Source organism: Pseudarthrobacter equi (assembly GCF_900105535.1).
GTDB classification, from domain to species: Bacteria; Actinomycetota; Actinomycetes; order Actinomycetales; family Micrococcaceae; genus Arthrobacter; species Arthrobacter equi.
This window is the reverse complement of sequence record NZ_LT629779.1, coordinates 939322-962917: the sequence shown is the minus strand read 5'-3', so window position 1 is coordinate 962917 and position 23596 is coordinate 939322. Positions and strand designations below refer to the sequence as shown.

Sequence of the window (23596 nt, the reverse complement as noted above, 5' to 3'; positions counted from 1 at the left end):
ACCCAGCGAATATATTTTGGGAGCAGTCGGCCAGCCAGAGGCTGGGATGGCAGACAGCAAACGCCCGTTCCGGTTTCGATCGGGCCATTCCGGGTAGGGGGTGGGCCGGCAAGCCGCTGTTCTGAATCGAGTTAATCGCATGGAACGATCAATGCAGCGCGCCCCGAAAGGCCAGCCCCTGCAAAAAGCCCCTCCACCGGCCAGGAGCCGATGGAGCATTCCCACGTTTGCGGGCCGCCAGCTCCGCGAAAAATTCAAGACCGGCCGGGCCGCTGCCACCGCGGCGGGAACAACGCTGCTCGTCCTGTCGACCTTCATCAGCACGGTGGCCCTGGCACCTGCGGCCAACGCTGCGGAACTCGTCACGGTGTCCCTGACGTTCGACGATGCACACCTGAACCAGGTAGCGGCGGCGGACTACATGAACTCCAAGGGTTTGAAGGGTACGTTCTATGTGCCATCGGGCTACTTGAATTCGGATTCTTCGCACATGAACACAGCCCAGGCCCTCGCCCTACAGACAGCCGGAAACGAGATCGGCGGGCACAGCGTCACCCACGCCGACCTGGCCTTTGCAGATACCGGCGAAGTGACCCGGCAGATCTGCAACGACCGCACCAGCCTGACGGGCCTTGGTTTCCGGGTGACGAGCTTTGCGTATCCGTATGCCTCATCGACTCCTGCCATCGAAAACATTGCCAACACCTGCGGGTACAACAGCGCGCGTGGCCTGGGTGACATCGCCAGCCACATCGCGGGAAGCGAAACATTCCCGCTGGCGGAGACCATGCCTCCGGCGGATCCGTTCCTCACCAAGGCGCCGGACCAGGCCGACAGCACCTGGACACTCCAGAACCTCAAAGACCTGACCCTCAAGGCCGAGCCGGGTGGCGGCTGGATCCAGTACACGTTCCACCACATCGGAGTGGCCACTGAACCTCTTTCCGTGACCACCGAGAACTTCCGGGCCCTCATCGACTTCCTGGCCGCTGAGCAGAGCGCCGGCCGGGTGATCGTCAAGACCGTTGACCAGGTGATTGGCGGAGCGGTGAAGACCAACGGCGCCGGACCACAGCCGCCGGCACCCCTCACCTCGGGAAACCTCATCCGTAACCCGGGGTTTGAAACGGCGGGCCCCATTGCCGGAGATGCCCCTGCGTGCTGGGTACCGGGTGGATACGGGATCAACACGTACACGTACAGCACAGTAGCTGCTGCGCATACGGGGACAGCGGCCCAGCAGCTGGTCATGTCGTCCTACCAGAGCGGGAATGCCAAGATCCTGCCGCCGCTGGACACGGGCCAGTGCACGCCGACGGTGACGCCGGGACAGAGATACACGATGTCCGGGTGGTACAACTCGACGGCCCAGACCCAGTTCGAGCTGTACTACAGGCTGGGTACGGGCAACTGGCAGTACTGGACATCGAGCCCGTTCTTTGCTTCGTCCGCGAGCTTCACCCAGGTGTCGTACACATCGCCACCCGTTCCTGCCGGTGCTACTGCCATGAGCATGTCCTTGACACTGGTCAGCACGGGAACCCTGGTGACGGACGACTACAGCCTGACAAAGGCGGTTCTTGACCCGGGCGCCTTCCAGCCCATGACGCCGGTGCGTCTGCTGGATACAAGGACGAGTGGCGGTCCCGTCGCGCCCAGGGGGACGGTTTCGTTCCAGGTGGGCGGAGCCAGCGGGATCCCGGCAAGCGTTGCAGCGGTGACCTTCAACCTGACCGTCACCAACCCCACCTCCAACGGATTCGTCACGGCGTACGCGTCAGGCACCACGCGGCCCAATGCTTCGAACCTGAACTATGACACCGGGCAAACAGTCCCGAACAGTGTCACGGTTCCGGTGGGTGCCGACGGCAAGGTCACGCTCTACAGCGAGTCGGCTGGCACGGCCAACCTGATTGCCGACGTTTCCGGCTACTACGCAGCCGGAACGGCAGTGGCGAACGGGTCGTTCAAGGCAGTGGCGCCGGCACGGTTCCTTGACACGCGGAATACGGGCACGCCCGTGGCTCCGAAGGGAACCGTTTCCTTCCAGGTTGGCGGAAACAGCGGTATTCCGGCAGGCGTTTCGGCAGTGACCTTCAACCTGACGGTCGCCAACTCGACGTCCAACGGCGTCGTCACGGCGTTTGCCTCGGGCACCAGCGTCCCCACGGCGTCGAACCTGAACTACGACAGGGGACAGATTGTCCCGAACAGGGTCACGGTTCCGGTGGGTGCCGACGGCAAGGTCTCGCTGTACAACGACTCTGCCGGCACCGCCCACCTGATCGCAGACGTATCCGGGTACTACCTGGCGGGCATCGTGAGCCTGCCCGGCATGTTCCAGGCGATTACGCCTAACCGCTTCCTCGACACCAGGAGCGGAAACCCGGTGGGTGCCAACGGGACTATCTCCGTCCAGGTTGGAAGCGTCGGCGGGGTTCCGGCAACGGCCTCGGCGACCATCTTCAACCTGACCGTAGCCAATCCGACCAGGAACGGCTTCGTCACGGCCTACCCGTCCGGCGCGTCCCTGCCGAATGCCTCCAACGTGAACTACGCCGCCGGGCAGATTGTCCCGAACAGCGTCACTGTTCCCCTGGGAGCGGACGGCAAGGTCAACCTCACCAACAGCTCAACCGGCACAACGCATCTGATCGCCGACGTCTCGGGATATTTCCTCTGACAGACGCAGGAAGCCAGCCACGCTGAGCATGTGAACCGCTCCCCGGCAGAAGACCTGATCTCCAGGTTCAACTGCCGGGGAGCAGTCATGTGGAGGGGCATTGCCCGCTCCGGCAGCGACAGGTCAGGGACTTGTTCGCTGGTCCGGCCGTTGAAGGCTCTGATGTGCGAACAAGGCCAGGACCGACTTCCGGGCCTCCAGAAGTCCAGTTCCAAAAGTGCGGTTGAAAAGTGTGGTTAAAGAAGAAAAGCACCAGTTCCGCAGAACTGATGCTTCCCAGTGGTGGCTCCGACCGGCGTCGATCCGGTGACCTTTCGATTTTCAGTCGAACGCTCTACCAACTGAGCTACAGAGCCTAGGTGACATGTCACCATGACCGCCGAAATCTCTTCCGACAACCAGAGCGACCCTGACGGGACTTGAACCCGCGACCTCCGCCGTGACAGGGCGGCGCGCTAACCAACTGCGCTACAGGGCCTTGATTTTCTTGCTTCACAGTATCTCTACTGCTTTTTTCAAGGCTTCCAGCCTACCAGACATTTTTTGTCTGTTTGACCAGTTCCTTGCGTACCCCCAACGGGATTCGAACCCGTGCCGCCGCCGTGAAAGGGCGGTGTCCTAGGCCGCTAGACGATGGGGGCCAGAACCCGTTCGGAACAAAATAAAAGGCGTAAAGCGAGGCTTTCCGTCTTTGTCCTTTGCGTTTCTCCGAACTGGACTCAACAACTATAGGGCTTACTCTGCGATTATCCAAAATCGGCCAAAAACCCGTGCCTGAACAGGAAGAACGGGCGAAGATGGACTGATGGATGCCGTCGCAGCGCTCAACGAGATCGCCTTCTGGCTGGAGCGCGGACGCGCTGCCACCTTCAAAGTCCAGGCGTTCCGCAAGGCCGCCGCCGCCATCAGCGCCCTGCCACCGGACGAAGTGGCCGCGCGGGCGCGGAACGGCCGGCTGAAGTCAATGAAGAGCATAGGTGACAGGACTTTCCAGGTGATCCAGCAGGCGGTGGACGGATCCGTCCCGGACTACCTCGCTGACCTCCGCGAGAAAGGCGCGCAGCCACTGGCCGTCGGCGGAGCCGCCGTCCGAAAAGCCTTGCGCGGCGACCTGCACAGCCACAGCGAATGGTCCGACGGCGGCTCCCCCATTGAAGTAATGGTTGCCGCCGCGGAGGTTCTGGGCCGGGAGTACCTGGCCCTGACCGACCACTCCCCCAACCTGACCATCGCCAACGGCCTTTCCGCCGAACGCCTGGCGAAGCAGCTCGACGTGGTGGCCGCCATCAACGACGGCAGTAAGGACGGTGGTGCGCACGACGGCACGGTCCGGCTGCTGACGGGCATCGAAGTGGACATCCTGGAATCCGGTGAGCTGGACCAGGACCCGGAACTGTTGGACCGGCTGGACATCGTGGTGGCCAGCGTCCACTCGAAGCTCCGGGCAGACCGTAAAACCATGACCGCGCGGATGCTCGGCGGCATCCTGGCGCCGCACAGCAACATCCTGGGCCACTGCACGGGCCGGCTGGTGGAAGGCTCGCGCGGCACCCGCCCCCAGTCCGAATTCGATGCCAAGGAAATATTCGCCGCCTGCGCCGAGAACAACGTTGCCGTCGAGATCAACTCCCGGCCAGAGCGGCAGGACCCGCCGGATGATCTGATCAAGCTGGCCGTGGAAGCAGGCTGCCTGTTCTCCATCGACAGCGACGCGCACGCGCCCGGGCAGCTGGATTTCCTCCAGTACGGGGCCGAGCGGGCCGAACGCAATGACGTGCCGCTGGAGCGGATCATCACCACCTGGCCGGTGGACAGGCTCCTTGACTGGGCGGCCACCTAAAGCCCTGCCAGTCCCCCTGACGTCGGCGGCGGTGGCGTGCTGCGGCTATTTGACGGCGTCGGCGAGTTTCTGCCGGAATTCGGCTTTGGTGGTGAGCGTCAGTTTCTCCCCGTTGAGGAAGAAGGTGGGCGTCCCGTGGACGCCCAACGCCTCGCCGTCGGCAATGTCCGCCAGGACGCGCTCTTCGGTTTCCTGGTCAGCCACGGCTGCATCGAACTGCGCCAGGTCCAATCCGAGTTCCTCCGCGTACGTGCGGAACAAGGGGGCCTGTGACTGTTGCTGGCCGGCCCACTGCGGCTGGGCGTCGAACAACCTGTTGGCCATTTCCTGGTACTTGCCCTGCTGGCTTGCCGCCTCGGCAGCGAGTGCCGCCTGGCCGGAGTTGGCGTGGGCCGCCAGCGGGAAGTGCCTGTTCACGAAGGTAATCCTGTCGCCAAACTCGGCTTTGAGTTCCTCCACCACGGGATGGATGGACCCGCACGCGGGGCATTCGAAATCCAGGAACTCCACCAACTGCGCTTTTTCCACGGCCGGCGCGGTGAGGCGGTAGCTGTTCTCCCGGACGAGCTGTTCGGACCCCGATCCCGGCGCGGGCGGAGCCGCATTTTGCTCCTTGTTAGCGGCGAACACGGCGTACCAGGCCACTCCACCGATGACGGCGGCTGCCAGCACAATCCAGATCACTGTCCTGACGAGGCGTGCGGTATCACGGGGTGGGGCAGGGCTTGAGACCATGTTTCGCATCCTAGCCGAGGCAGGGAGTGGCCCCGCCCCACGCCCAGCTCCACTTTGGCAGGAAGTTGGCCAGACGTGGCCGATTTCCGCCAGCCCGGGCCCGGCCTGCGCGACTAGATTGGGCTCATGCCTTCCACTACCCCTGTCAGCAGTCCCGCTTCGGCGTCATCGGCGGCCGCCCCCGTCAAGGCACTGGGCATCGCTGCCATGGCCGTCACCGTGGTCCTGTGGGCTTCGGCGTTCGTGGGTATCCGCGCCATCGGCCCGCACTTCTCCCCCGGCTCCCTGACGCTGGGCAGGCTGGCGATTGCCGCCGTCGTGCTCGCCGCCGTGGCGCTGCCGAAAATACTGAAGACCCGCCTCGTGCCGCGGGGCCGCGAGTGGTGGCCCATCCTGGCGTACGGGGTCATGTGGTTCGGTGGTTACAACGTGGCGCTGAACGCTGCCGAGCATGTCCTCGACGCAGGTACCAGCGCCTTGCTCATCAACGTCAATCCCATCCTGGTGGCCATCATGGCAGGCATCTTCCTCAAGGAAGGCTTTCCGCGCTGGTTGCTCATCGGCAGCACCATCGCCTTCGCCGGCGTCGCCCTCATCGCGCTGGGGTCCGGTGCACCCGGCCGGCCAGGGGAAAGCGCGACGACGGACATGGCCGGCGTGCTCCTCTGCCTCCTTGCCGCGGTGCTCGCCGCAGTCAGCGTCATCATCCAGAAGCCGGTGCTGCGGAAGTTTCCCGCGGCCCAGGCCACGTGGTTCGGCATCCTGGTGGGCGCGGTATGCTGCCTCCCCTTCGCCGGGCAGCTGGTGTCCGAGGTGCAGGCCGCACCGCCCGCGGCAACCGCGGGGCTGGTGTACCTGGGGATCTTTCCCACAGCAATCGCCTTCACCACCTGGGCCTATGCGTTGTCGCTGGTGGACGCCGGAAAGCTGGCGGCCACCACCTACCTGGTTCCGGGAACGACGGTGCTGATTTCGTGGCTCCTGCTGGGTGAGATCCCCACGGCCTGGGGCCTGGTGGGCGGGCTGGTGTGCCTGGTGGGCGTCAGCCTGACGCGCCGCCGGACCCGCACCCGCCGCGGCGGTGCCGGTGAGGCTGCCCGCGGCGGCGCCAGTGGGGCTGCCGGGGGTGTTTCATCACAAAATCCCGCCGTCCCGGGGGACAATCGCGACTAAAGTCGAGGTATGCCTGCAAGCCTTCCGCCCGGTCTCCCCATCATCCCGGAGGGCCCGCACGAACCGCGGGGTTTCACCATGTCCCCGGACGAGTTCGAGGCCGCCGTCTCCGACGCCCTGGACAGCATCCCAACGAAGCTGGCGCGGGCCATGGACAATGTGGCCGTCTTCATTGATGACGACTACGAACCGCACCCGGGAGAAGACCCGGACACCGTGCTGCTGGGCCTGTATGAGGGCGTGCCCCTGACTGAACGGGATTCCTGGTGGGACGCCGGATCACTGCCCGACCGGATCACGATATTCCGAGAACCCATTCTCGAAATCTGTGATTCGCGCGAGGATGTCATCCACGAGGTGGCAGTGACGGTGGTCCACGAGATCGCGCACCATTTCGGCATTTCGGACGAGCGGCTGCACGAGCTCGGCTGGGGCTAGCCTTGTAGGCATGGGACACGACCACAGCCACACGCACGGAATCACCGCCACCGGGCGGCACCGCAAACGGCTGGTGGCCGTCCTGGCGATTACGCTGAGCGTGGTGCTGATCCAGGTGGCGGGCGCCTTCCTGTCCGGATCACTCGCCCTGCTGGCGGACGCAGGCCACATGCTGTCCGATGCCGCTGGCGTCACGATCGCCCTCCTGGCCGCCTGGATAGCGGGCAGGCCCGCCAGCGACCAGCGGACCTACGGGTATCAGCGCGCCGAAGTCCTTGCCGCCCTGGCCAACGCGCTGATCCTGATTGTCATCTCTGTGGTGATCTTCACCGAGGCCATCCGCAGGATCGGATCCGTGCCTGAAGTCCACACCGACATCATGCTCTTCGCCGCCATCCTCGGCGCCGTGGCCAACCTGGTCTCGCTGCTGATCCTCCGCGGCGCCCATCAGGAAAGTCTCAACGTCCGCGGCGCCTACCTGGAAGTCCTGGGGGACCTGCTGGGCTCCTTCGCCGTGATCATTGCGGCCGTGGTCATCATTTTCACCGGCTACCAGGCGGCGGATACGATCGCCTCGGTCGTGATCGCCCTGATGATCCTGCCGCGGGCCTGGAGCCTGCTCCGGGACGTGGTGGACGTGCTGCTGGAGGCCAGCCCCAAGGGTGTGGAAGTGCAGATGATCCGCGAACACATCCTTTCGGTGGACGGCGTCACTGACGTACACGACATCCACATCTGGACCATCACCTCCGGAGTGCCGGTCTTTTCGGCCCATGTGGTGGTGGAGGACGGCGTCCTCAATGCCCGGGGCGCCGACCAGCTGCTGGACAAGCTTGTCACCTGCCTGGGCTCCCACTTTGACACCGACCACTGCACCTTCCAGCTTGAGCCGGCCAGCCACTCCGAACACGAGGAACGCCAGCACGCCTGACAACACGCCACAAAACCTGCGGCCGTAATGACACTGTTGTGATTAGTGTTATTGATGTGACAGTTGTTGCTTCTGTGCAACGGGTGACGTAACCTCGGACTGCTGGCGAGCAGCCGAGGCGTACCTCCGTGTCACCACCAGGACCTCACTCCCAGCCCCAACTGCTGCGAGGTTCCAGTCCATGCCGAGGTTTCTGCCTACATCGCTTTTGCCCGGCCTTCGGGCTGCGTCCGGCCGGAAAACGGCAGCGCTGTGCGCCGCCGTCGTACTTCTGGGATCCATAGGCCTTCCCGCAGCAGCCGCCCCGGGCGCGCACCTTCCCGCCGCGCCGGCTCCGGCTTCGCCCGCCCTTCCCTCCCCTGAGGACATTGCTGCTGCGAAGGCCAGCGAAGCGGCAACAGCAGACCAGGTCGCCGCGATCGAACGCATCCTTGGGGACGCCTCGGACGCCCAGCAGGCGGCTTTTGCTGTGGCAATGCAGGCAAACAACTCCTACAGCGAAGCCCTGGTGGAGCTGCAGCAGCGGTCGGAGGCCGCGTCCGTGGCCGCTGCCCGCGCAACAGCAGCGCAAGCGGAGCAGGACAAGACCCGCAAGCAGGTGGGACAGCTGGCCGGTGACCTCTACCGGAACGGCGGCCTGAACCCAACGCTCGGGACCCTGGTCAGCGGCACCGGCGAAAGCCTGCAGCAGGCCGCAACGCTTCAGGCGCTGTCCGCCGGCCGCAGCCGCGCCTTCGAGGCGGCCGACGCTGCCGCCACCGCATCGCAAACCCTGACGGCTGCGGCAGGAGACGCCACAAAGGCAGCGGATGAAGCGGCCCGGACCGCCGAAGCACGGAAAACCGGCGCCGAGCAGGCCAACGCCGCCCAGGCCGCGGCCGTGGCGGATGCCCGTGCCCGGCGGACCGTCCTGGTGGACCAGCTGGCGCAGTTGCGCAACACGACGGTGGAGCTCGAATCCGCCCGGGTGGACGGGCTCGAACGGCAGCGCGAGGAAGCGCGCCTGGCTGCCGTGACGGCCGCGGCCAACGCAGCGGCAGCCACTGCAAATTCCCAAGGCAGTGAAGCCCGGGCTGGTGAAACCGGGGCCAACCAGGGCGGATCAGCGGCCGCGACCGCAGTTGTGGCTCCAGCTGCCCCGGCGCCGGCACCTGCACCGGCCCCTGCACCGGCGGCTCCGGCCCCCGCTCCGGCTCCTGCGGCACCGGCCCCCGCTGCTCCTGTTCCCGCCCCAGCTCCGGCTCCAGCCCCAGCCCCCGCGCCCGCACCTGCGCCCGCTCCGGCCCCAGCCCCCGCGCCCGCACCAGCTCCCCCAACTACCGGCGGCGCCACTCTCGAAACAGCCATCTCCGTGGCCCTCAGCAAGGTGGGTTCGCCGTACTTCTACCAGTGGGGCGGCACGGGACCCACCGGCTTCGATTGCTCGGGGCTCGTGCAGACAGCATTCGCTGCCGCCGGGAAGTACCTGCCCCGGACCGCCAGCCAGCAGTACGCTGCCGCTCCCGTCCACGTGCCCCTCTCGCAGGCCCGCCGCGGCGACCTCCTGGTGTGGGGCTCAGGACCGGATTTCTACCATGTGGCCATCTACCTGGGGAACGGCCAGGTGGTGCAGGCACTCAACCCGCAGGAGGGAATCGGCGTCACCCAGCTCAGTTCCATGGCCGGGATGCAGCTGCACCCCTACGCGGCGAGGTACTAAGCACCCATGCCGGGGCGTCACCCGGTCAGCTGAGGACGTCCTTGGTGGTGAACCGGGCGTAGGCGAGCGCACCGAACACGGCAATGTAGCCGGCCTGCAGCAGCGCGTTGCTGCCGAATGAATCCCAGAGGACCGGCTGCCGGAGCATGTCGCCAAAGCCCAGCCAGTAGTGGCTGAACAGCCACGGGTGCAGCCACTCCAGCTGCGGCAACTGGTCCGCTATCTGCGACACCACGGAAACCACTACCGTGGCCGCCATGGCCCCTACCGGAACCACCGTCAACGTGGACAGGAACAGGCCGATGGCCGACAACCCGGCCAGGGACACCGCCATGTACGCCGCGATCAGCAGCATCCGCACCGCGGCCTCCGGCGGCTGGATCACATCACCGGACAGCAGGGTGACAGGCCCCACCGGGAACAGGGCGGCCCCGATCGCGGCGCCGGCCAGCGCCACAGTCAGGGGCCCCACCATGCAGAATGCGAGCGCCGCAGCGTACTTGACCAGCAGCAGCCGCACGCGCCCGGCGGGAGCCACCAGCAGGTACCGCAGCGTGCCCATGTTCGCTTCGCCGGCAATGGTGTCGCCCGCCACGACGCCAACGGTAAGCGGCAGGAACAATGGCACGGAGACCAGCATGGCGGTGAAGGCAACGAACAGCCCGTTTTGCGTGATGCGGTCCAGGAATGCCGGGCCCCGGCCGGAAGGGACTCCGGAGGAGAGCCGAACGGCCACCGCGATCAGGATGGGAATCGCTGCCAGGGCCAGGAGGAGGGCCCATGTGCGCCGGCGACCAAACAGGACCTTCAGTTCGGACTGCATCAATGAGAGCCCGGACCAGCGCGGCACGGCCTCTTTCTGTGTTCGGGCCGAACCGGGGATGTCCGCCGGGATGCTACTGGGCAACGTCGAACCCCTCCCCTGTCAGTGCGACAAAACGGTCTTCCAGGCTTTCGCGTTCGACGACGAATCCCCGGACCCGGACCCCGGCCGCCACCAACTGCGCCACGATGTCCTCCGCAAGGACTTCCCCGGACCGGGCCTGCGGGGACCCGTCAATCCGCGCTGAGGAGGCACCGGAGGCAGGCATCAGGGCAGCCAGCAGGGTCTCCCCTCCAGGCTGGGCATCGCCGGCCTTGCAGTCCAACCCGAGGCCAACCAGCACGTTCCGCGCCGGTCCCCCGTCCGGAGTGAGGAGGCGGATCCTGGCGCCGCCGGACCGGCGGAGGTCGGCGAGGGAACCCTGGGCCACCAGCTTCCCGGCGCTCATGACGGCGGCATGCGTGCACATCTGGTCCACCTCGGCCAGCAGGTGGCTGGAGACGAAGACGGTGGTGCCGTTGTGCGCCAGGGAGCGGACCAGGTGCCGGACTTCCCGGGTGCCCTGCGGGTCCAGCCCGTTGGTGGGCTCGTCCAGCACCAGCAGGTCCCGGTGCGAGAGCAGTGCGTTCGCAATACCCAGGCGCTGCTTCATGCCCAGCGAATACGCGTGCACCCTTTTTTTGGCGGCGTGGGCCAGGCCCACCTGGTCCAGCGCACGGTCCACCCGCGCCCGGCGCGTTGCAGGCACCGTGTGCCGCGTGGCGGCGTCCAGCCGGTGCAGGTTCGCGGCCCCGGACAGGAACGGGTAGAACGCCGGCCCTTCCACGAGCGCCCCCACCCGTGGCAGCACCTCGTGGAACCGGCCCGGCATCTCCATGCCCAGGAGGTTCACCGTCCCGGCAGAGGCCGACGCAAGGCCCAGCAACATGCGGATGGTGGTGGTCTTCCCCGATCCGTTGGGTCCCAGGAAGCCGAATACGGAGCCGGGCGGCACTGCAAGGTCCACACCGTCCACGGCCACTTGGCGGCCGAACTTCTTGGTCAGCCCATGCGTCTCAATGGTCAGCCCGTAGCTTCTTTCCGGGTCGCGAGGGCCCGGGTTCACGGGGCCGCCGAAGCGGCGGCCTGCAGCCTGTCCGGCGGCACCATGCCCGCGAAAACGCGGCCGTCATCGGTGATGAGCACGTTGAGCAGCGCCGTGGACACCAGCCGCCCGCCGGGAACGACGACGGCGGCCTGGGCCAGCAACGGATCGGCCAGGAAGGAATTGGCAGCCGGTGCGCCCGCTGCCGCGGCAGGAAGCCGCAGGATGGTTTCCCAGCCCTGCCCGGTGACGGCCGGATGCCCAGGGCCCATGCCGTCGCCGGCATGGTCACCAAAGTTGTGACCGCCGTAGGTCTTCTGCCCGGGGTCAGGCACCTGCAGCTCCTTCACGGTGCTGCCCGGGGGCGGGGAGAACGTGAAGAGGGAATCGCCCGGTGTGCCCAGGGACAGGGCGGTGAACCCGAGGCGGAAGGCAGGCGTTCCGGCGCCGCGCGCTGTGACCTGGACAGCGAGGGGCATTCCGGTTTCACCGTCCACGGCGATGGCCACCTGGCCCACCAGGGTGGCTTCGGACCGGGGTTCAAGCAGCAGGTTGTAGGCCGCCCGCCCGGCTACTTCCACGTCGGCTCCCACTGTCACGGCAGTGGTGGGGTCCACTTTCTCCAGCAACTGCCGGGCGAGGTCCTCCGGCGTCGGCATCATGGATTCCGACGGTGAACCGGACTGCGCGGGGGCAGCGGGATCTTCGCCCTGTGCCGGTGGAGCGGAGAGCGGCAGGTCGGCGGCGTGGGCCGGCAGGGTCAGATGGGCGGCCGAGTTGTCCTTGGAGGAGTAGAACCAGACGTCGCTGTCCCGGCGGACGATATCGCGCTCGGCAAGCCTGTCCACCACCTGGATGCGGGCTTTGGTGGTGCCGTCCATGTAGACGCGGGCGGTGCGCTGTCCGGAAAGGAATTCGACCACGGACGCGGCACCGCCTGCGGACGCGGGGTCGGAGGAGGCACCTGTGGAGGGCAGGGCGGGCAACCCAAGGTCCGAGGACTGCTCAATGGTTCCGGAAAAGGCCTGGGTGTGGTGCGCGGCCGCCAGGGCCAGCACCTCTGCGGGCGTCTTTTGCGGGAGCGGGTCACCGGCGTTTGCAGGCAGGGTCCCTGCGAGCGCGGCGGCGGCGATCACCACCGGCGCTGCGAGGGCAGGCAACCATCGCGGCCAGTTGCGGCCGCTGCGGCGGTTGCCGTGCAGTTGGAACGTTGAGTCGGTGCCCGTGGCGGATCCCGTGGTCTCGGTGCCCATAGCTCAAGGTTACGCCTGTCCGCGTCCCGCCACACGGGCTATCCGGGCCTGCTCCGGGAACGGACGCCACCGGCGCTGTACTGCGACGGAACCGGGCGGGAAGACTACGCGGGAACGATGGTTCCAGCGCCGCCGTCCACCGTGATTTCCTGCCCGGTCGAAATCCTGCCGGTGGCGTCCGGCACCCCCACTACCGCTGGGATCCCGTATTCGCGGGCCACCACGGCACCGTGCGAATTGGCGCCCCCCATTTCCATCACCAGCCCTCCCGCGGTGAGGAACAGCGGGGTCCACCCGGGATCGGTGGACGGCGCCACCAGGATCTCGCCCGGCTCGAGGTGCGCCCCCACAGGATCCAGGATGACCCTGGCAACTCCGGTGACCGTCCCGGCGGAGGCCGGGCTGCCGGTCAAGGTGCCTTCGGTGATGCCGGCTGCAGCCGTTTGTGCCGCCTCCGGCTCGGTCCCGTCGGTGAGCAGCACCCGGGGGATGTGCCGCCGCCCAAGCTCCCTGCCATAGTCAGCCCGGCGCTCCGCCACCAGTGCGCGCAGCCTGTCCCCCGTCTGGCTGGCGCCGGGGCCTGCGGGCCCAGCTCCGGTTGCCGTGTCCAGGGCCTCGCTGACCTCAGCGAAGTCGAGGAAGAAGATGTCCTCAGCCTGGTCAAGGGTGCCTGCCGCTTCGAGGTCCGCCCCCACATGCTGCAGCTGCCGGCGTACCTCTGCCAGTCCGAGCACCAGTTGGTATTTGGGCAGTTCCCGGAGCCCCGCGAATAGCCGGGCCCTGCGCAGGGCGGCGCGGACCAGGGCTCCCCGGATCCGCCCCTTGGTGGCTGCTTCGGCAGCCAGCCGCTCCACCTGGGCCTCGGCAGCTTCGGCGGCGCAGCTGAACTGGACGTCGGGTGCGAGGTCCGGGTCCTCCAGCCGGAGGTAGTTCGCCAGGACCCCCAGGATGTGGGCGGGGTTGTCGGACCAGCGGGGCATGCCGACGTCGATCTCGGCAACGGCGCGGTGCCCGTACCTGTCGAGGAACCGGCTGAGCCCTGCCTCCAGCCGTGGCGGAAGGCCGCCTGCCCGGTGGGCCGCTGCCAGCGCCGCCGTGCCCTTCCCTGCCAGGAATGCACGCGACCCAGGATCGTCCCGGATGGCCGCAGCCAGCCGCCAGAGCTCCAGGTCCATGTCCGTGGTGACGTTGTTGGGCAGCCCGCGGAGCACGCCCTGGAGGTCATCCCATCGGTTTCCGCCGAGCAGCTTGCCCGCCACTCCCAGCATGCCGAACCCCAGGGCCGCGAGGGGCAGGATGGCGGGAACAATGGTGAACAGCCGCCGCTGCAGGAGGCCCTCGGCATGCGCCAACCGGTCCCTGGCTGAGGGCCCGCCCCCTACTTGCGACGTGGCCCCCAGGTCGAGTTCGAGGGCGGTTTCGAAGTCCCGGGTGAACCGGTCAAGGCGCCGGAGCGCGGCCTGCGGGCGGAAGATCCCGCGGAGGACTCCTTCGGGCACACCGGCACGGGCTGCGGCGGGCAGGACGCGGCGCAGCAGCGGCAGTGGCGTCCGCAGCGTGATGGCGAACGAGGGGTCGTCGAAGAGCCGCCGCATCACCGCCGCGGAGCGGGCTTCCATGACGTCAAACACCCGGGGAAGGATTGCCCGGCCTACGGTGCTGCGGATGGGGGTAGTGAAGTCGATGAAGATCCGCTGCCCGGCATCGGCGTACGCCGGCGGTCCCTCGCGGGGGTCTGTGACGGGAATTTTCGCTGTCCGTGCCACGGCCGAAGCGATCTGCCGGATGGCGGCCCGGCCCATCGGAGTGATGGGCCGGGTCAGGCCCTGGGCGAGGCTGAAGCAAAGGTACGCCCGGGTCCCGGGCGCACCGTCCCGGCGGCGGGGGACGGGGTACAGGGTGGTGATGGGCCGGGACTGGGTGAGCCACAGCGCGCCGCCGCGGCTGATGGCCCACTCGAGGTCCTGCGGCGCCCCGAAATGCTGCTCCGCTTTCAGGCCAAGCCGCGCCAGATCCACGGCTTGCCGGTCGGTGAGGCAGAAGCCGGCGTGGTCCGTGGCGTCCACAGTGTGGGTGCCGCCGCCGGGCACGGCGAGGACGGCGATCTTCTTGTCGCCTTGCCGCCGCTCCAGGACGCGACCCGCCGCCGGGTCCACCACAAAGTGGTCCGGATTGACTGCGCCGGACACCACGGCTTCCCCCAGGCCCGGGCTGGCATCGATGACGGCCTCGTTCCGGCGGCCCGTTATGGGGTTGGCGGTGAAAAGGACCCCGGCCGTCTCCACGTCCGCCATCCGCTGCACCACCACCGCCAGGGCCACCTCGGCAGGATCGATGCCCAGGCTTGCCCGATAGGTGGTTGCCCGGTCGGTCCACAGCGACGCCCAGCACTTCCGGACGGCTTCCAGCACCGCCGCGGCCCCAACGACATTCAAGTAGGTGTCCTGCTGCCCGGCGAAACTGGCAAAAGGCAGGTCTTCAGCGGTGGCTGACGAGCGGACGGCCACCGGCACGTCCGGCCCCATCTGCCCGTAGGCGCGTTCGACGGCGGCGCTCACCTCCGGCGGCAGCATGGCGGACACGACGGCGGCACGGGCCTTCGCGGCCAAGGCGGGAATATCAAGTGCGGGATTATCCAGTGCGGAAGTTTCCGGGGCGGGAATGCCGTTGGCGGGAGTTTCCGGGGCTGCGCTGTCCGGTTGACCGGCCCCGCCCTGCGCCGTACGCAGGGCCGCATGGACGGCTGCCAGGTCCGGATTTACCGCGTCCGGAGCCCCGGTCACCAGCCGGTAAGCGTCCGTGGTGAGGCAGAATCCCTCCGGCACAGGAAGCCCGGCGGACAACAGTTCGCCCAGGTTGGCGGCCTTGCCACCTACCTGCGCGAGCATTCCGGCGCCGAGGCGGCGCAGGTCCACCACCAGGTCCGCGCCGGACGCGGCAGCGGGCCCGCCGCTTTGGGAAGATTCCGGATGCTGCATGATGGCGCCTCCACGTGTCCGTAGCTGACTGGCCCGGCCGCGGCGGGATCAGGCGGCGTCGGCGTCGCCCAGGATGGGTCCGAACCTGGGCCTGTCGGCCAGACGGGGATCTGCGTGGTCCGGGACTACCATGACCGGCCCCTTGGCGTGGTGCAGCACGCCGTCCGATGTGGAGCCCAGGAGCATGCCGGTGAACCCGCCGCGTCCCCGGGTGCCGACGACCACCAGTTCGACGTGCCGGCTCTCCCCCACCAGGACGTCCACGGGCGAACCGTCCTTCAGCTCGCATTCGGCGTCAAGGCCGGGATAGTGGCTGCGCAGCCAGGCCATGCCGGCGTCCAGCGTGACCTGGATTTCGGCAAACAGCGCCTTGCGGTCCATGGGCGCGGGCACCCAGGCCAGCGAACCGCTGTACTGGGGGACGGCGCACATCACCCGCAGCTTTGCGCCGAGGCGTTCGGCCTGGTCCGCGGCGTCCAGGACCGCAACCCGGGCCTGTTCGGAGCCGTCCACGCCCACCACCACCACGTTCTCCACGAGCTGGTGCCCGGACTTGGCCTGCTCGGCCAGGACGCGCCTGTCCTCGGTGGTTTCACCCAGCCGGTCCGAGCAGATGAGGGGCACGGTAACGGTGGGGCATTTCGCGTGCGCGGGCAGGGCGCTGCTCACGGATCCCAGCAGCCGTCCTACAAAGCCGCCACGGCCGCGGGTCCCGAAGACCAGGAGTTCGGCGGTTTCCGACATGTCCAGCAGGACGCCCGAGGCGTCGCCGTTCTCCACTGAGGCGCTGACATCGATGCCGTAGCCCGCAACCTTCTCCATGGCCTGCTTCACGATGGCTTCCGCACCCTCGCGGATGACGGAATCGTCCACCGTGGCGTAGCCGCCGTCCAGGCCGGAGGCAGCAAAGATGGGCACCGAGTACGCGGTCACGATGTGCAGCGGACGACGCCGGCGCTGCGCCTCGCGCGCGGCCCAGACGAGGGCGCACTGGCCATGGTCGGAGCCGTCCACGCCCACGACGATTCCTTCGGGTGCGGCGGACGTGCCACCATCCCGCGCCGGGTCCGGATGCAACTCTTGTGCGCCCATGGGGCCGCCTCCTTGCGCTACTGCCTGATGTTCCGGCCATTCTGCCAGAAAGCGGACCCCTCTCCGTGCACCCCCGGCCGCTGCCGGAACTGTGCGGACGAGAACCACTTCCAGTTCTCACTATTCCGCGTCCGAAGGACCATAGCAAGCCTGCTCAGGCCCGGGATCCACAGGTTATCCACAGTTTTTCCACACCCAATGGGAAAGCGTGTTCAGCCGCTGAAGAATGTTTACGTTTTGGGCTATCCATGGGCGAATTTGTTCTGTAGTCTTCTGGACATTGTTGGTCCGGGACGCCGACAGTAACTTCCGTTCGACGGCTGCCCGGGACCACTGTGCGGCCTTGCATTTGGGGCAACGGGACCGCGCCCGCGGGCGATGACGCCAGCACCTGCAGAAATGTCGAAGGAGGGAAACAGCAGTGTCAAACATGCCTGGAAATGCCGGAACCGAACAGACCACCACCGTGATCATTGGCACCGGGCTGTCCGGACTCGCTGTGGCGGCCGAGCTGCGCCGCAGGGGTATCGACTCCATCGTGGTTGACGGCCTGGACACCTCCGGGGCCACGCCGCCAGCGGTCACCACCTCGCTCCAGCGCATTGACACGGCAGATTCCGCGACGCTCCAGGAACGCAACGAGATCCTGCGGCACCTCCGCAACTACGCCGCCAGCCACGACGTCGATATCCGCAGCACCCGGGCCGTGCAGCTGACCCAGGTAGACGGCAACCCGGAAAGCACAGCAAGCCCGCAGTGGGAAGTGCACACCCCCACCGGCGTGCTGGTGGCGGACCATATTGTGCTCACCCGCTGCGCGCAGAGCCAGCTGCGGCGCATGATCAATGACTTTGGCATTGCTGTTGGCCGGAACCTCGCCGCTGCCATGCGTGCCATCGGCATTTACCTGGTGGGCGTGGGAGAGCTGATCACGCCGTCACCCAAGGAGGTGCTGCGCCAGGCAAAGACAGTGGGCCAGGCCATCTCCGCCAAGGTCAACCCGGACAGCACGGCCTTCCCGGCAACGGGAAGCCTGGCCATGCTGCCCTGCTAGCGGCCTGCCGAAGGCACCGGGAGGCAGCAGCCTCCCGGCAACTGGGTTCCTATTCGCCGTCCGCTTCCTCATCGCCGCCGCCGGATAGGCGGCGCCTGGCGATCACGGCAAGTGCAACCAGCAGGCCTACCGCAACCACCGCAAAGATGACGATGCTCCACTGGAACGGCTGCCCGGAGCTTGCCGGTTCGGCAGGCGCTGTGGCTCCGGGCTGGGCGGTGCCCGCCCCCGGAACGGCGCCGCCCGGCGTCGTACTCGTACCGCCTGTGGCCGGTGCTCCGGCCCCTTCCGCCGCCGCGGCAGCAGTGAACGTGAACGTCCCCTCGATGGGGTGCGAATCGGAGCTGACCACTCGCCACGCCACTGTGTACCCACCGGCCGGGCCGCCCGGCCGCAGCTTCTGCGACGCCACGTTGTCCACGATCTCCACCGCACCGTCAGCCCATTCGGCGCCTGCGGCATCCTTGACCGAGATTGACGCCCCGATGCCCAGCGGCTTGTTGTTGAAGGTCACCGAAACCTTCCCGGGTGGCACCGGGACTGACGCGCCCTGGGCCGGGCTGCTGGATTCTGCGGCGTCGTGGGCGGCTGCCGGACCGGCCAGGCCCAGCGAAGCGGCCAGGACGGCAGCTCCCAGCAGAAGGGCGCGGAAATGGCGGAAGGGACGCATGGTGCACTGCTCCTTGTGTTGGCTTCCTTACAGACTAGGTGAAATTGGCGGCCGTCCCGCCGCCTCCCCAATAGGATGCAGGTATCCCCACATCATTCCCCCGGAGGACTAATGCTTAAGCAAGGCTCTGCCCTGGACCGGTATTTCAAGATCACCGAACGCGGTTCCAACCTCTCCCGCGAGATCCGCGGCGGGTTCGCCACCTTCTTCGCCATGAGCTACATCGTGGTGCTGAACCCGCTCATCCTTTCCGGGGCGGACTCCAGCGGCAACACCCTCGGGTTCACCGCCGTGGCCGCGGTAACGGCCTTCGTGGCGGGCATCCTGACCATCCTGATGGGGGCCTGGGCCAAGCACCCCTTCGCCCTGGCTACCGGCCTGGGCGTCAACGCGTTCGTGGCGGTCACCGTCGCCACCAACCCCGGGCTGACATGGCCGGACATGATGGGCCTGGTGGTGCTGTCCGGCGTGACCATGCTCATCCTGGTCCTCACGGGATTCCGCACCGCGGTCTTCAAAGCCGTTCCGGACGGGCTCAAGACGGCGATCGTGGTGGGCATCGGCCTCTTCATCGCCCTGATCGGCCTCGTGAACGCGGGCTTCGTCCGCCGCATTCCCGACGTCGCCGGCACCACCGTCCCGGTGGGCCTGGGCTTCGACGGCAAGCTTCTCGGCTGGCCCACTGCGGTGTTCGTGTTCGGCCTGGTGCTCACCATCGCCCTGGTGGTCCGCAAGGTCAAGGGCGCCATCCTGATCGGCATCATTACCTCCACCGTGCTGGCCGTCATCCTGGAAATGACCCTGCACATCGGCCCCAGCGTGCAGCCTGACAAGCCGTTCAACCCGCAGGGCTGGTCCCTGGTTTCCCCCGCGTTCTCCGAGTGGGCCGCGCCGGACCTCTCCCTGATCGGCAAGGCCAACCCGTTCGGCGCCTTCGAGCACCTGGGCTTCGTGGCCGCCACCCTCCTGGCCTTCGTCATCCTGCTCAGCATCTTCTTCGACGCCATGGGCACCATGGTGGGCCTGGCGAACGAGGCCGGCACGGTGGACGAGCACGGCAACATTCCCGACGTCGACCGCGTCCTGCAGGTGGATGCCCTCGGCGCCATCATTGGCGGCGGCGCGTCTGTGTCCTCCAACCAAATCTACGTTGAAGCCGGCGCGGGCATCGGCGAAGGCGCCCGGACAGGCTTCGCCTCGATCGTCACCGGCCTGCTCTTCCTGGTGGCCATGTTCTTTACCCCGCTCATCAACCTTGTTCCGTTCGAGGCAGTTGCCCCCGCCCTGGTGGTGGTCGGCTTCATGATGGTGTCCCAGGTGGGCAAGATCGACTGGCAGGACTGGGGCATCGCCATCCCGGCGTTCCTGACCTTCACCCTGATGCCGTTCACCTACTCGATCGCCAACGGCCTGGGTGCCGGCTTCATCAGCTTCGTGCTGATCCGGACCGTGCAGGGCAAGGCCAAGGAAATCCATCCCCTGATGTGGGCCGTGGCCGCGGCGTTCCTGCTATTCTTCGCCATCGGTCCCATCGAGGCCGCCCTGGGCATGCTCTAACCAGTCCCTTTCATTCGCGGAATGGCATTTCGCGGCAGTGTTTCTGTACAGACATTGCCGCGAGGTGCCATTTCGCGTTGGGGGGAGGTTCCGGCATTCCAGACAGGACGACGGCGGCCCTGCTCGCTTTCGCGGCGGCCATGCGGTGAGCTAGGAGCATGGCTTCCTTAACCCCCGACGTCGACACCCCGCCCAGCGCCTGGACCGGCAGGTTCGATGGCGACGGGCCGGAGCACCGGCGCTGGTGGCAGGCCGTGGAATCCTGCGCGGACGCGGCGGGCAGCGATACCAACGGCCAGGCCGGAGTCCTGGCCGACGGCCGTCCGGCGGTCCTGCTGGGGTTCTGCAGCGACGAAGGAGTCCGGCGGAACAAGGGCCGCCCGGGTGCGGCCGCCGCCCCCGCCGCGATCCGCAAGGCACTGGGCCCGCTGGCATTCCACCTGGACCGGTCAGTGCGCGACGCCGGCGACGTCATGGTTCCGGGCCCCGACCTGGAAGGCGGCCAGGACCGGCTGGGCAGCGCTGTGACGGCCCTGCTCGACGCCGGCCACCTGACAGTGGTGCTGGGCGGCGGCCACGAGACCGCCTACGCCAGCTACCTCGGCGTCAGCGCGTCCGGTGCCGTCCGGAACGGCCGCCGGCTGGGCGTCCTGAACCTCGATGCCCACTTCGACCTGCGCGACGAACCCGTTCCCAGTTCCGGGACCCCGTTCCTCCAGATGGCCCGCGCGGAAGCCGGCGCCGGCCGCGAATTCCGGTACGCCGTGGTGGGGATTTCCGAAGCGAACAACACCCGGGCCCTGTTCGACACCGCGGACCGTCTGGGGGTCCGCTACCTGCTGGACGAGGACTGCGAAGCGGACCGGGTGGAGGCATTCGTGGCGTCCTTCCTCGACGGCATCGATGTCCTGTACCTGACCATCGACCTGGACGTGCTTCCGGCGTCGGTGGCACCCGGCGTCAGCGCACCCGCAGCCTACGGCGTTCCGTTGCCGGTCATCAGCGCGGTGTGCCGGCAGGTTGCCCGGAGCGGGAAGCTCCTGCACTGCGATGTGGCGGAACTGAACCCGGAGTTCGACCTTGACCACCGCACCGCCCGCGTTGCAGCGCGGCTGGTGGACACGCTGCTCCGCTGACCGGCCGTCCCGCCGGGCCGCGTTCCAAGACCGGGTTCGGGATCAGGCCTTGGGCAGGTACCTGCGTTCCGGCCGCCCCACCCCGTATTTCAACCGGACTTCCAACAGCCCTTCGTCGTGCAGGTACTCCAGGTAGCGGCGCGCGCTCACCCTTGACGTGCCCAACTGTTCGGCTACCTCGGCAGCCGACAGGTCGCCGTCGGCCCCTTTCAAGGCGCCTTCAACCAGCCGCAAGGTCTCCACGCTGCACCCCTTGGGCAGCGGCCGCTGGGCGGCAGCGCTGTCCAGGCCGAAGACCTTGTTGACGTCCGACTGCTCGGCCACGTCCTTGGACGAATCGAGGCCGTGGTAGGCGCTGCGGTAGTGGTCGAGCCGTTCCTGCAGGTCAGCCTGGGAGAAGGGTTTGATGAGGTAGTGCACGATCCCGCCGCGCAGCGCTTTGCGCACCGTTTCGACCTCACGGGCGGCGCTGATCACCAGCACATCGAGCTCCGGCGCCACCTCGCGCAACCGGTGCATCAGGTCCAGGCCGTTGATGTCCGGAAGGTGGATGTCGAGCAGCACCAGGTCCGGCTGGAGGCGTTGGGTCTCGACGACGGCCTGGGCACCGGTGTGCGCGGCGCCCACCACGGTGAACCCCGCGGTGCGCTGGATGAAGCCGGCGTGGACCTTGGCCACCATGAAGTCGTCGTCGACGATCAGGACCTTGATCATGCGTGTGCACCTTTGTTGAAGCGGGCGGTGAAGACCGCCCCGTTGTCGTTGGCTACCGACAGGTCCCCGCCGGACCGGCGGCACACCACGCGGGAGAGGGCCAGGCCGAAGCCGCGGCCGCCTTCCCGCCGGGCATCCTTGGTGGTGAAGCCCTGCCGGAAGATGTGGTCCGCAGCGTCGGCGGGAACCCCGTGCCCGTTGTCCCGGACCGTGACGATTACCTGATCCGCCCCGTCTTCCACCAGCACCCGGACGGTTGCCTGCGGGAGCCCGGAGACGGCGTCGAACGCGTTGTCCACCAGGTTCCCCGCCACTGTCACCAGGTCCCGGGACAGTTCCTCGTCCACGGGCAGCAAGGACGACGCCGGATCCAGCTGGAGGGCGACGCCCCGCTCGGTGGCGAGGCTGGACTTGGCGATGAGCAGCGCGGCCAGGGCGGGGTCCTTGATCCTGCCCGTCACCTCGTCGCTGAGCCGGGTCCGTTCCACGGTTGCCCCGTTGACGAACTGGACCACGGAATCGTAATCGCCAATCTGGATCAGCCCCGAGATGACGTGCAGCTGGTTGGCGAACTCGTGCGCCTGCGCGCGGAGGGTGTCCGTGGCGGTCCGGGTGGCGCCCAGTTCCCGCTCGAGCGAGGACAGCTCCGTCCGGTCACGCAGGGTGGTGACCGATCCGATCCCGCGGCCCCGCGACTGGATGGGGACCCGGTTCAGGACCACCAGCCGCTCCCCCACCAGCACCAGCTGGTCCGGGTCCGGCTGGTCCCGGGTAAGCACAATCTTCAGCGCCGGGTCCACCGGGAGGGACGCCAGTTTCCTGCCCACGCAGTCCGCGGGCAGGCCCAGCAATTCCCTGGCGCTGTCGTTGGCCACAGTGATCCGCTCATTCGGATCGAGCGCCACCACGCCTTCCTTCAGCCCGTGCAGCATGGCTTCGCGGTTCTCCACCAGGCCGGTGATCTCGCTCGGCTCCATGCCCAGCGTCTGCCGTTTGACCCGGCGGGACAGCAACAGTGACCCTGCCACACCGAGGACGCTGGCCACCCCCACGTAGGTCAGCAGGTTGGGGACGGCATCGCCCAGGCGCTCCAGCGTGGTGGGATAGTTGCGGCTGATGGAGGCGATCCCGATCATCTTGCCGTCATCGTCCAGTACCGGAACGTGCGCGGACAGCACTGCCGTTCCGTTGGTGGTCAGCACCCCGGTCCAGGCCCTGCCCTCCATGACCCGGCTTTCGCCGAGGGCCAGCTGCTGTCCCAGCAGGCTGGGATCCGACGCGGTCACCACGGTCCGGTCCTTCCGGGCAAGCGCCACCTGGGAGGAGCCTGAGACGATCCGCACCGACTCGGCCACGGCCGGGAGGGCGGCACCGCCCCGCGGTTCGGCCGCCGGAAGCAGTTCGCGGACCGCAGGGTTGGCGCCGAGGGCTTCGGCCGCGGACAATGCCCGGCGGCCCTCCACACGTTCGAAAGCTGCGGCGGACTGCGCCAGCGAGATGGCCACCACGGCCACCAGCACGGCCAACACGATCAGCAACTGCAGCACCAGGTACTGCCCCGCGAGGGACATGCCTCTTCGTCGAGTCACTGTGGTTGGTCCTTTTTTGGCTTTATGCGGCCACCGTTCCGGCCACAATACGTGGGAACTATATCCCACCTGCGGCGCCACCGGAGCGCGGAAGAATGCGGAGTGGGACTTCGGAAACGTGAACGCAATGTACTTAACTTTCTCTGC

18 protein-coding genes and 3 tRNA genes are annotated in these 23596 nt (G+C 67.5%); 9 read left to right on the top strand and 12 right to left on the bottom strand.

What is annotated here, in order from left to right:
- Positions 1-151: 151 nt before the first annotated feature.
- A complete protein-coding gene (locus BLT71_RS04350) occupies positions 152-2683 on the top strand; it encodes a polysaccharide deacetylase family protein (RefSeq protein ID WP_157693422.1) in 2532 nt (843 codons plus the stop codon).
- A 280-nt stretch (positions 2684-2963) separates the two neighbouring features.
- On the opposite strand, the gene BLT71_RS04345 is transcribed toward BLT71_RS04350, so the two are convergent.
- The 3 genes from BLT71_RS04345 to BLT71_RS04335 form a co-directional block, all read right to left on the bottom strand.
- Positions 2964-3039 (bottom strand) — tRNA-Phe (locus BLT71_RS04345).
- A gap of 48 nt (positions 3040-3087) precedes the next feature.
- A tRNA-Asp gene (locus BLT71_RS04340) sits at positions 3088-3161 on the bottom strand.
- A 90-nt stretch (positions 3162-3251) separates the two neighbouring features.
- Positions 3252-3324: transfer RNA gene (locus tag BLT71_RS04335), tRNA-Glu, on the bottom strand.
- Between the two features lie 164 nt (positions 3325-3488).
- Here BLT71_RS04335 and BLT71_RS04330 point away from each other — a divergent pair.
- A complete protein-coding gene (locus BLT71_RS04330; protein WP_091717903.1) occupies positions 3489-4523 on the top strand; it encodes a PHP domain-containing protein in 1035 nt (344 codons plus the stop codon).
- 45 nt (positions 4524-4568) lie between these two features.
- On the opposite strand, the gene BLT71_RS04325 is transcribed toward BLT71_RS04330, so the two are convergent.
- Positions 4569-5258 carry a DsbA family protein gene (locus BLT71_RS04325; protein WP_091717901.1) on the bottom strand — a complete coding sequence of 230 codons (690 nt, stop codon included), beginning with the start codon at positions 5256-5258 and terminating at the stop codon, positions 4569-4571.
- 126 nt (positions 5259-5384) lie between these two features.
- Between BLT71_RS04325 and BLT71_RS04320 the strand changes: the two genes are divergently transcribed.
- From BLT71_RS04320 to BLT71_RS04305, 4 genes are all read left to right on the top strand, one after another.
- Positions 5385-6431 (top strand): DMT family transporter, encoded by a 1047-nt coding sequence (locus tag BLT71_RS04320; RefSeq protein WP_091717899.1) that lies wholly within the window; start codon positions 5385-5387, stop codon positions 6429-6431.
- A 9-nt stretch (positions 6432-6440) separates the two neighbouring features.
- Positions 6441-6869, top strand: coding sequence for a metallopeptidase family protein (locus BLT71_RS04315; protein ID WP_091717896.1), 429 nt, complete (start codon positions 6441-6443; stop codon positions 6867-6869).
- Between the two features lie 10 nt (positions 6870-6879).
- Positions 6880-7800, top strand: a complete 921-nt coding sequence (locus BLT71_RS04310) for a cation diffusion facilitator family transporter (RefSeq protein WP_091717894.1) — start codon at positions 6880-6882, stop codon at positions 7798-7800.
- Between the two features lie 181 nt (positions 7801-7981).
- The gene (locus BLT71_RS04305) at positions 7982-9499 is read left to right on the top strand and encodes a C40 family peptidase (RefSeq protein ID WP_091717892.1); all 1518 of its coding nucleotides are present in this window, start codon (positions 7982-7984) and stop codon (positions 9497-9499) included.
- 25 nt (positions 9500-9524) lie between these two features.
- Here BLT71_RS04305 and BLT71_RS04300 read toward each other — a convergent pair whose 3' ends face one another.
- The 5 genes from BLT71_RS04300 to BLT71_RS04280 form a co-directional block, all read right to left on the bottom strand.
- On the bottom strand, positions 9525-10322 hold the full coding sequence (locus tag BLT71_RS04300; protein ID WP_091717890.1) for an ABC transporter permease: 798 nt from the start codon (positions 10320-10322) through the stop codon (positions 9525-9527).
- A gap of 73 nt (positions 10323-10395) precedes the next feature.
- A complete protein-coding gene (locus tag BLT71_RS04295) occupies positions 10396-11427 on the bottom strand; it encodes an ABC transporter ATP-binding protein (protein ID WP_091717888.1) in 1032 nt (343 codons plus the stop codon).
- Entirely contained in the window at positions 11424-12659 is a 1236-nt protein-coding gene (locus BLT71_RS04290) for a LolA family protein (RefSeq protein WP_231994443.1), read from the bottom strand. The genes BLT71_RS04295 and BLT71_RS04290 overlap by 4 nt, the downstream gene beginning before the upstream one ends.
- Before the next feature lie 104 nt (positions 12660-12763).
- Positions 12764-15637, bottom strand: coding sequence for a PEP/pyruvate-binding domain-containing protein (locus BLT71_RS04285; RefSeq protein WP_091717886.1), 2874 nt, complete (start codon positions 15635-15637; stop codon positions 12764-12766).
- A 48-nt stretch (positions 15638-15685) separates the two neighbouring features.
- Positions 15686-16729 carry a universal stress protein gene (locus BLT71_RS04280; protein ID WP_091717884.1) on the bottom strand — a complete coding sequence of 348 codons (1044 nt, stop codon included), beginning with the start codon at positions 16727-16729 and terminating at the stop codon, positions 15686-15688.
- Positions 16730-17159: 430 nt separating this feature from the next.
- Here BLT71_RS04280 and BLT71_RS04275 point away from each other — a divergent pair, with 430 nt between their 5' ends.
- Positions 17160-17783, top strand: coding sequence for an FAD-dependent monooxygenase (locus BLT71_RS04275; protein WP_091717883.1), 624 nt, complete (start codon positions 17160-17162; stop codon positions 17781-17783).
- A 49-nt stretch (positions 17784-17832) separates the two neighbouring features.
- Here the strand turns inward: BLT71_RS04275 and BLT71_RS04270 are convergent, their stop codons facing one another.
- Entirely contained in the window at positions 17833-18453 is a 621-nt protein-coding gene (locus BLT71_RS04270; RefSeq protein ID WP_091717881.1) for a copper resistance CopC family protein, read from the bottom strand.
- A gap of 111 nt (positions 18454-18564) precedes the next feature.
- On the opposite strand from BLT71_RS04270, the gene BLT71_RS04265 reads away from it, so the two are divergent.
- The gene (locus BLT71_RS04265; RefSeq protein ID WP_091717879.1) at positions 18565-20010 is read left to right on the top strand and encodes an NCS2 family permease; all 1446 of its coding nucleotides are present in this window, start codon (positions 18565-18567) and stop codon (positions 20008-20010) included.
- 158 nt (positions 20011-20168) lie between these two features.
- The gene (hutG, locus tag BLT71_RS04260) at positions 20169-21146 is read left to right on the top strand and encodes a formimidoylglutamase (RefSeq protein ID WP_091717877.1); all 978 of its coding nucleotides are present in this window, start codon (positions 20169-20171) and stop codon (positions 21144-21146) included.
- Positions 21147-21188: 42 nt separating this feature from the next.
- Here hutG and BLT71_RS04255 read toward each other — a convergent pair whose 3' ends face one another.
- Together BLT71_RS04255 and BLT71_RS04250 are read right to left on the bottom strand one after the other, a co-directional pair.
- Positions 21189-21860 carry a response regulator gene (locus BLT71_RS04255; RefSeq protein WP_091717875.1) on the bottom strand — a complete coding sequence of 224 codons (672 nt, stop codon included), beginning with the start codon at positions 21858-21860 and terminating at the stop codon, positions 21189-21191.
- Positions 21857-23431, bottom strand: a complete 1575-nt coding sequence (locus BLT71_RS04250; RefSeq protein ID WP_091717873.1) for a sensor histidine kinase — start codon at positions 23429-23431, stop codon at positions 21857-21859. Before BLT71_RS04250 ends, BLT71_RS04255 begins: the two co-directional genes overlap by 4 nt.
- Positions 23432-23596: the final 165 nt, after the last annotated feature.

Bases quoted from the DNA above. Each gene is read 5' to 3' on its own strand.
- BLT71_RS04350 (WP_157693422.1), top strand. From the start codon at position 152: ATGCAGCGCGCCCCGAAAGGCCAGCCCCTGCAAAAAGCCCCTCCACCG.
- BLT71_RS04330 (WP_091717903.1), top strand. From the start codon at position 3,489: ATGGATGCCGTCGCAGCGCTCAACGAGATCGCCTTCTGGCTGGAGCGC.
- BLT71_RS04325 (WP_091717901.1), bottom strand. From the start codon at position 5,258: ATGGTCTCAAGCCCTGCCCCACCCCGTGATACCGCACGCCTCGTCAGG.
- BLT71_RS04320 (WP_091717899.1), top strand. From the start codon at position 5,385: ATGCCTTCCACTACCCCTGTCAGCAGTCCCGCTTCGGCGTCATCGGCG.
- BLT71_RS04315 (WP_091717896.1), top strand. From the start codon at position 6,441: ATGCCTGCAAGCCTTCCGCCCGGTCTCCCCATCATCCCGGAGGGCCCG.
- BLT71_RS04310 (WP_091717894.1), top strand. From the start codon at position 6,880: ATGGGACACGACCACAGCCACACGCACGGAATCACCGCCACCGGGCGG.
- BLT71_RS04305 (WP_091717892.1), top strand. From the start codon at position 7,982: ATGCCGAGGTTTCTGCCTACATCGCTTTTGCCCGGCCTTCGGGCTGCG.
- BLT71_RS04300 (WP_091717890.1), bottom strand. From the start codon at position 10,322: ATGCAGTCCGAACTGAAGGTCCTGTTTGGTCGCCGGCGCACATGGGCC.
- BLT71_RS04290 (WP_231994443.1), bottom strand. From the start codon at position 12,659: ATGGGCACCGAGACCACGGGATCCGCCACGGGCACCGACTCAACGTTC.
- BLT71_RS04285 (WP_091717886.1), bottom strand. From the start codon at position 15,637: ATGCAGCATCCGGAATCTTCCCAAAGCGGCGGGCCCGCTGCCGCGTCC.
- BLT71_RS04280 (WP_091717884.1), bottom strand. From the start codon at position 16,729: ATGGGCGCACAAGAGTTGCATCCGGACCCGGCGCGGGATGGTGGCACG.
- BLT71_RS04275 (WP_091717883.1), top strand. From the start codon at position 17,160: ATGCCTGGAAATGCCGGAACCGAACAGACCACCACCGTGATCATTGGC.
- BLT71_RS04270 (WP_091717881.1), bottom strand. From the start codon at position 18,453: ATGCGTCCCTTCCGCCATTTCCGCGCCCTTCTGCTGGGAGCTGCCGTC.
- BLT71_RS04265 (WP_091717879.1), top strand. From the start codon at position 18,565: ATGCTTAAGCAAGGCTCTGCCCTGGACCGGTATTTCAAGATCACCGAA.
- hutG (WP_091717877.1), top strand. From the start codon at position 20,169: ATGGCTTCCTTAACCCCCGACGTCGACACCCCGCCCAGCGCCTGGACC.
- BLT71_RS04255 (WP_091717875.1), bottom strand. From the start codon at position 21,860: ATGATCAAGGTCCTGATCGTCGACGACGACTTCATGGTGGCCAAGGTC.
- BLT71_RS04250 (WP_091717873.1), bottom strand. From the start codon at position 23,431: ATGTCCCTCGCGGGGCAGTACCTGGTGCTGCAGTTGCTGATCGTGTTG.